Genomic DNA, 7,019 nt, shown 5'->3' with positions numbered 1-7,019 from the left:
TAAGATGAGGAATTTTCTAACAAGTGTACGGTGATTATCATAACATGGAACAGTGGGATGATACAACATTTCTCAATCGATCTATACTTTGTGAAATAATGCTCTTAGTCGGAAATAGAAGAAACGGTTGGAGAGGTTGGGATTTAAAGCATTCAGCGCCTTTAACGGAATTTGAGATTGAGCTTTTAGCCCGCTAGTGTTGAGACATTATTTCGGCCGACCAGGGGACAGACGCTTGGCATAAATCATCTCATCCGTCCCGGCAAGAACCCCGTGGGGCAAGCGGCCTGCTGCAAAAAATTCTTGCGCTCATAAAATCGACGAGCGTCTTGATTCAATCGGCACACAGGAGCACCAACCGGAAGATGCTCTGCTCTCTCACAGAGCTTTCAACTCGCCGGAGCAGCGCTGGGCCGAGCCTCGAGGAGATGTGTAGCCGGTCGACGCCAAAGAGGCGAATATATCCCTGTTCGCCGAAAGTCCGGGTATTGAACAGCACAAAGCCGCGCAGGCGGTCGTCTTCGATAGCCAAGAAGCTTTGTTCTCCGCCGCCCAGAGGGACTGGAAACGAGCTTTAGCACAGACTTCGGACACTCCATAGCGCTGCCAGAGCGGGTGGGCGGCCATGATGGTGGCATATCTTGTCCTTCCACGCTTTGAGCGTAGCAAGCACGTCCGGTTGTCACGAAAAAGAGGAAAGCATGGCGATGCGTCGAACAGATGGGCGAGGTGAACTCATGGTGAAAAATACCCGTCTTTTAGCGCCCTATGCGGCGTTTGCATTTGTGCTGGGGTTTGCTTGGTTCATGCTGGCTCCGTTGGTTCCGGGGTTGATTCAGCATTTTAAGGCACCCCTGGCCGCCATCTTGCTCCTCATCTCGCTTTACGGATACGCCATGATAGTGGGGGCGTTGCCCGCGGGATACTGGACGGCGCGATCGGGTCCGGCTGTGGTGCTGAGAACCTCCATTGGGTTGACCGTGGTAGGACTCTTCATCCGCGCCTTGGCCGGCAGCTATGGGCTCTTTCTGGTGGGCCAAATTGTTGCCGCCCTGGCCTATCCTCTACTGATTGGACCCATTGGGTCGGTGCTTCGGTTAAGCGGAATCGTCCGCACCAAGCTCGCCACCGGGCTCGTGATCGGCACCCTGTTTTTTGGCATGGCGTTAGGATCTCTTATTGCGCCCCACTTGTCCTCGGCTGCCGACTTGTGGCTGGCTGTGGTCCTCAACCTGGTGGTGGGCATTTGGCTATGGCTGGCTCTTGGCCATGTGTCGGACGCCCCCCGGAATTTGGGACGGGTGCGGTTGGTGGTGTCATCCTGGTGGATTGTGGGCTTTGTGGTGTCTTCGGTGAGTGTCATGTATGGGTCCGTCAGCAGCACCGCGTTAACTCATCTGCATGTGGTCAACGCGGCAGCCGTGGGGGGGCTCTTGTCGTCGTTGACCTTTTTAGGGTCCGCCGTGGGTGCGGCGGCATTTGGCTGGCTCGGGCAAGCACGGGGTGAGAGTCGGCCGTTGCAGCGGATGTTGGGGGTTCTCACCCTGATCTTTCTCTTGGGGTGTGCCATGTTATTGACCGGCGTGCTCTCCCCCAGCCATGCCGGCCTTGACGTGATGTTCCTGATGTTCGGAATAGTGAGCAACGGCTGGTACACGTTGGCATTGGAGTCCGCCGCGGCCCGTGCTCAGTCGGCCGGTTCGGCAGGCGTCGCCACGGCTGGCTACTCGATGGCGTCCAACATTGGAGTAGCCATTTTGCCCTCGTTGGTCGGTCCGTTGGTAGTAAGTGCTCCCAGCGCGTTTCTGATCATCCTGGCGATGCTCATTATCATTGCCGCCTTGGTGCCGTTTTTGGCCAAGACTGCCGGCCCCTCCGAACCCCAACAACAGCCGGCCTAAATATCATACGAGCGGGGCGGCCGCCAGACTGATGGCCGCCCTTTTATTGCACGCGCATCTCCCGATCTATTCGTGGGCGATCCATTCCTGAATGGCGGCCTTCAAACCGCGATAATAGGAGCCGGTGGGTTGGCTGGTATCGATTGTCCACAAGGGTCCGCCCAGTTGCATGGGCTCATAGGGTTGTCTCATCCGCAACGTCTGCTCGATGAGCCGTTCGGCGTCATGATGGCCTGGATGGCGTGTGCCTTCCCGGATGCGGCGCTGAAAACGGGTGGCCAAGACCGCCTCCGGGGCAGTGACCAAGACCTCGGCGGGTCTATAGTTAAAGCGCCGGCACAATGCTAAAAGCTCCTGGCGTCCTGGCCCGGGCGAGAAGTTCGCCTCCAATAGGAGGCTTATGCCTCTTGCCATCAGGGCTTCGGCTGCTGCTTGCATCAAGGCAAAGCTGGAGACTCCGTAGCGTTGCGATTCTTCAACAGTCTCGGAGCCTAAGGTATCAAACAAAATTTCCTTAAAGACGTCCCTATGCAGGACGACAAGGGACAAGTCTTTTGAAAGCTTGTCAGCTAAGGTGGACTTGCCGCTGGCTGGATGGCCGGTGACGGCAATGACTGCCGGCATCAATTCGTCTCCCCTTTCGAGGTTCTCATCATGCGTGGTCGACCGCGCGACTGCTTTGAAATTGGCTTAGATAAAGCTCGCGATAGAAGCCGCCATGATCCAACAACTGTTGGTGCGTACCTTGTTCAAGGATTTGGCCATGGTTCATAACCAAGATGACATCGGCGTCGCGGATGGTGGACAACCGGTGAGCGATGACAAAGCTGGTGCGGCCATGCATCAGATTTTTCATCGCGGACTGAATCGCCACTTCGGTGCGCGTATCGACACTGGAGGTCGCCTCATCGAGGATGAGAATAGGGGGATCGGCCAAGAAGGCTCGGGCGATGGTGAGAAGCTGGCGCTGGCCCAAGGAGATGTTGGTGGCCTCCTCGTTCAACAGGGTGTCGTACCCGTCAGGCAGCGTGCGGATGAAATGATCGGCGTGAGCCGCTTGAGCGGCCCGAACGACATCCTCGAACGACGCGCCCTCCCGCCCATAGGCAATGTTGTCGCGAATGGTCCCATAAAACAACCAGGTGTCTTGCAGCACCATGCCAAATAGGCCGCGGACTTCTGGGCGCGCCATATGGCGGATGTCGACCCCATCGATGCGAATAGCCCCCTGGCCAGGGTCATAAAAGCGCATGAGCAAGTTGACCAAGGTGGTTTTGCCGGCACCGGTCGGCCCCACAATGGCGACGGTGGCGCCGGGGGCGACGTCGACCGAAAAGTGCTGAATAAGCGGGGTTCCAGCGCGGTATGAGAAGGAGACATCGTCAAATTGCACGTGTCCTCGACCAGGCTTTTCGATTTCGGTGACATTGTCTGGGCTCTCCTCAGGTTCGTCCAGAATTTCGAAAACGCGCTCCGCCGATGCCAGTGTGGACTGAATGGTGTTGGAGATGCTGGCCAGCTGGGTGATGGGCTGGGAAAATTGGCGGGCATACTGGATGAAAGCTTGGATGTCGCCCACCTGAATGGTGCGGCGGGTGACCAAAAGTCCCCCGATGACACTCACCAGCACATATCCGATGTTCCCGATTACATTCATGAGCGGCATGATAATGCCGGTCACGAATTGCGCCTTCCAGCTGGATTGATAGAGCCGCTGATTGATCTCTTCAAAGGTCTCGATGGCGCGTTCTTCATGCCCGTAAGCCTTGACAATGGCATGGCCGGTGTACATTTCCTCAATGTGCCCATTGATTTCCCCCAACTGGCGCTGACGGGTGAGGAAGTACTGCTGCGAGCGCTTGGCCACCACGCTGGTGACGACAAAACTTAGGGGCAGGGTGATGGCCACGGCAAGCGTCATCAAGGGACTGATGGTCAACATCATAATGACCACGCCGATGAAAGTGACAACGGCCGTAATGAGCTGAGTCAGACTCTGCTGCAACGTGCTGCTAATATTGTCAAAGTCATTGACAAAGCGGCTAAGAATCTCACCGTGCGGACGATTATCGAAAAAGCGCACGGGAAGGCGATTTAGTTTCTCCATGAGCGCTTCGCGTAGCCCAAAAACCATTCGCTGGGCAACCCCGGCCATCACATATTGCTGAAGATACATAAAGACGGCGCTTACCACGTACAAGAGCCCCAACAGTGTCAAGTCGTGGCGAATAGCCGTCAAGTTGAAGCGGGCGCCTGGGACGTGGCGGAGCTTGGCTACAAAGCCTTGAAACAGCACGGTGGTGGCTCGTCCGAGAATCTTGGGGCTCCAAATGCTGAACACAGTGCTTAGCATGGCGGCCGTCGTCACTAATATGAGGCGTGCCCAGAAGGGACGGAATTGCCCAATCAGCCGAATAAGCGTGGCACGCGGGTTTTTCGCTTTTTGCACCGGCATCGCAAGCCCCATGGGGCCGCCCCCGCGGGGACCGAAGCCGCCGGGCCGGTTTTGCGTTGATCCATGCTGGCTCATGCGATTTCCTCGGGAGATAGTTGGGACTCGGCAATCTCGCGATAGACGGCGCAGTTTTGGAGGAGGTCCCGATGCCGTCCTTGGCCGACGAGCTTGCCATCATCCAGCACCAAAATGAGATCGGCGTCGACAATGGTGGCGATGCGCTGAGCGACCAGCAAGACAATGGCATCCTGGGTTTGTTCCTTGAGTGACCGGCGCAGCAGGGCATCAGTCTTGTAGTCCAGGGCGGAAAAACTATCATCAAATAGGTAAATATTGGGGTGCCGCACGATGGCACGAGCAATAGCCAGGCGCTGGCGCTGTCCTCCGCTGAGGTTGGCTCCACCTTGATCAAGGAGATGATGCAGGGAGCCTTCTAAGCCGCTAACAAATTCCCACGCTTGGGCCGTCTTGAGCGCCGCAAAAATCTCATCTTCGGAAGCTTCGGGGTTGCCGTAGCGAATGTTTTCTACCACTGAACCGCTGAAAAGAACGGCTTTTTGGGGAACCAATCCCAGTGATTGCCGCAAGGTTTCCAACGGCAGGGTGCGAATGTCGACGCCGTCTAAGGTAATTGTCCCCGCCGTTGGGTCATAGAATCGGACGACAAGATTGATAAGGGTGGATTTTCCAGAACCGGTGCCCCCGATGATGGCGACGGTTTGCCCCAGGTGCGCCGTGAAGCTAATATCCTCGAGGGCCGGCGCCTCGGCGCCCGGATAAGCGAAGGAGACATGGCGGAAGGAAAGTTCCGCCCAGTCTCGTGGAAGGGGAGTTAACGGCGTTTCCGTCGAGTCCGTGATGGCGAGCCGAATCTGCAAAACTTCCTCAATCCGTTGAGCCGAGGCTTCGCCGCGGGGGATCATAAACGCCATCATGGAGAGCATCATGACGGAAAACATGATTTGCATAATGTATTGCACGAATGCCATGAGACTCCCGACTTCTAAGCCTCGTGGTGCGATCTGGAGACTTCCCCACCAAAATACCGCTACCGTCGCCAGATTCATGATTAAAGTCACGACCGGCATCATGAGCGCCATGAGCTGAAAGACCCGAACCGAGGTATCGGTAAGGTCGGTATTGGCATCGAAAAATCGTCGGCGCTCAAGCGATTCACGGTGGAAGGCGCGGACCACTCGCACACCAATCAGGTTTTCCCGGACAACTCGGTTCAAGCGATCGACTTTACTCTGCAATACTCGAAAAAGTCCCAGCCCGCGGCCTAGAACGGCAGCGATGGCCAACCCAAGGAGGGGAATGATGATGATCAGCGACTCGGACAAATGCGGGCTAGTGTGGATGGCCATGGCGATGCCGCCGATGGCCGTCAATGGGGCAATCACCATCATGCGAAGCATCATATTGACTAATTGTTGAACCTGCATGACGTCGTTGGTTGTGCGGACGATGAGCGACGAGGTTCCAATTTGATTGAACTCAGCAAGGCCAAAGGCTTCCACGTGGCGGAAAATGCGGCTTCTCAGCCGCTGGCCAAACCCGGACGAGGCATGGGCGGCAAAATAGCTGGCGCCGACCGCCGCCATTCCCCCGAGGATGGTGATGGCCAGCATCCAAAGCCCCATGTGGAGAATGTAGTGCTCACGTCCCAGCACAATACCATGGTCCACAATGTGGGACATCAACTGCGGCAAATAGAGGGTGGACATGGTTTGCAGGAATGTGAGAACCAGTACCAGGCCCACGTAGGTGCGGTACGGGGCGAGAAACACCAGCATCTTCTTCACAGAAAAGCCTCCCGAGGGTTCCATAACCCGTCAACTTATTATACCGATGCGATCAGATTTTCGTCTTGTCGGCCGAAAGATGGATTTGTACAATGAGCCCAGAACAAAGGGGGGATCCCCTGTGTACATTCCCAAATACTATAGGCTCGACGACCGGGAACGTATCGGGCAATACCTAAGTGTCCATCCGTTCGGTACCTTGGTAGCGGATGATGGTGCGCGTCCGATTGCTGCACACATGCCCTTTGAATGGCGTGCGGAGAAGGAACGGCTCGTTTTGGAAGCGCATGTGGCCCGTGGCAACCCCATTGCCCGGGTGGCGTCTCAAGGCCGCTCGGTGCTGGTCATATTTCAAGGCCCGCACTCCTATGTCTCCTCGTCATGGTACCGGGACCCCAATGTCCCAACCTGGAATTATGTCGCCATCCATCTCTATGGCATCTGCCGCGAACTCACGGGAGAAGAATTTGAGGCAGCCATGGCGCGGCTTTTAAACCGCTATGAAACCGGCCGCCCCCAGGGCCGGACATGGGAACGCTTGGATCCCACCTTCCGCGCCCAACAAATGCGAGCGATCGTGGGGCTGTCAATTGTCGTCGAAGAAATTCAAGCCGCCCAAAAAATGAGCCAAAACCGGACGGATGAAGACTTTCATTCAATTGTGGAGCACTTGGAAGGCGGCTCCCTCCCGGAGCAGGAAGTGGCGGAGGTCATGCGCACCGTCCGACCGCATCTTTTTGATCCCTAAAAGAAATAGGAAACGCCGCCTCGAGGGCGGCGCTTCCTGCGTGCGACTGGCAGGTACAGAAGCTTGCAGGTGAAAGTCCTGCTCCTGCGAATTACCCCATTCAAGTGGGA

Annotated in this window: 6 protein-coding genes; 2 read left to right on the top strand and 4 right to left on the bottom strand. The window is 56.4% G+C overall.

What is annotated here, in order from left to right; genetic code table 11:
- Positions 1–334: 334 nt before the first annotated feature.
- Positions 335–532 (bottom strand): hypothetical protein, encoded by a 198-nt coding sequence (locus HIJ39_RS20685; protein ID WP_169102934.1) that lies wholly within the window; start codon positions 530–532, stop codon positions 335–337.
- A gap of 205 nt (positions 533–737) precedes the next feature.
- Here HIJ39_RS20685 and HIJ39_RS20680 point away from each other — a divergent pair, with 205 nt between their 5' ends.
- Complete coding sequence (locus HIJ39_RS20680) at positions 738–1,901, top strand: MFS transporter (protein ID WP_169102933.1); 1,164 nt, start codon at positions 738–740, stop codon at positions 1,899–1,901.
- A gap of 66 nt (positions 1,902–1,967) precedes the next feature.
- Here the strand turns inward: HIJ39_RS20680 and HIJ39_RS20675 are convergent, their stop codons facing one another.
- The 3 genes from HIJ39_RS20675 to HIJ39_RS20665 are packed head-to-tail and all read right to left on the bottom strand — an operon-like array spanning position 1,968 to position 6,152.
- Complete coding sequence (locus HIJ39_RS20675) at positions 1,968–2,525, bottom strand: P-loop nucleotide/nucleoside kinase family protein (RefSeq protein WP_169102932.1); 558 nt, start codon at positions 2,523–2,525, stop codon at positions 1,968–1,970.
- Between the two features lie 28 nt (positions 2,526–2,553).
- On the bottom strand, positions 2,554–4,431 hold the full coding sequence (locus HIJ39_RS20670; protein WP_169102931.1) for an ABC transporter ATP-binding protein: 1,878 nt from the start codon (positions 4,429–4,431) through the stop codon (positions 2,554–2,556).
- Positions 4,428–6,152, bottom strand: a complete 1,725-nt coding sequence (locus HIJ39_RS20665) for an ABC transporter ATP-binding protein (protein ID WP_243239863.1) — start codon at positions 6,150–6,152, stop codon at positions 4,428–4,430. Before HIJ39_RS20665 ends, HIJ39_RS20670 begins: the two co-directional genes overlap by 4 nt.
- A 130-nt stretch (positions 6,153–6,282) precedes the next feature.
- Between HIJ39_RS20665 and HIJ39_RS20660 the strand changes: the two genes are divergently transcribed.
- Entirely contained in the window at positions 6,283–6,909 is a 627-nt protein-coding gene (locus HIJ39_RS20660; protein WP_169102929.1) for an FMN-binding negative transcriptional regulator, read from the top strand.
- Positions 6,910–7,019 lie beyond the last annotated feature (110 nt).

Source organism: Sulfobacillus harzensis (genome assembly GCF_012933365.1).
GTDB lineage: Bacteria > Bacillota > Sulfobacillia > Sulfobacillales > Sulfobacillaceae > Sulfobacillus_B > Sulfobacillus_B harzensis.
Note: the sequence above shows the minus strand (reverse complement) of the source record. Positions and strands in the feature narration are given on the sequence as shown.

Excerpts from the sequence above, each read along its gene's own strand:
- HIJ39_RS20680 (WP_169102933.1), top strand. The coding sequence starts at position 738 with ATGGTGAAAAATACCCGTCTTTTAGCGCCCTATGCGGCGTTTGCATTT.
- HIJ39_RS20675 (WP_169102932.1), bottom strand. The coding sequence starts at position 2,525 with ATGCCGGCAGTCATTGCCGTCACCGGCCATCCAGCCAGCGGCAAGTCC.
- HIJ39_RS20670 (WP_169102931.1), bottom strand. The coding sequence starts at position 4,431 with ATGAGCCAGCATGGATCAACGCAAAACCGGCCCGGCGGCTTCGGTCCC.
- HIJ39_RS20665 (WP_243239863.1), bottom strand. The coding sequence starts at position 6,152 with ATGCTGGTGTTTCTCGCCCCGTACCGCACCTACGTGGGCCTGGTACTG.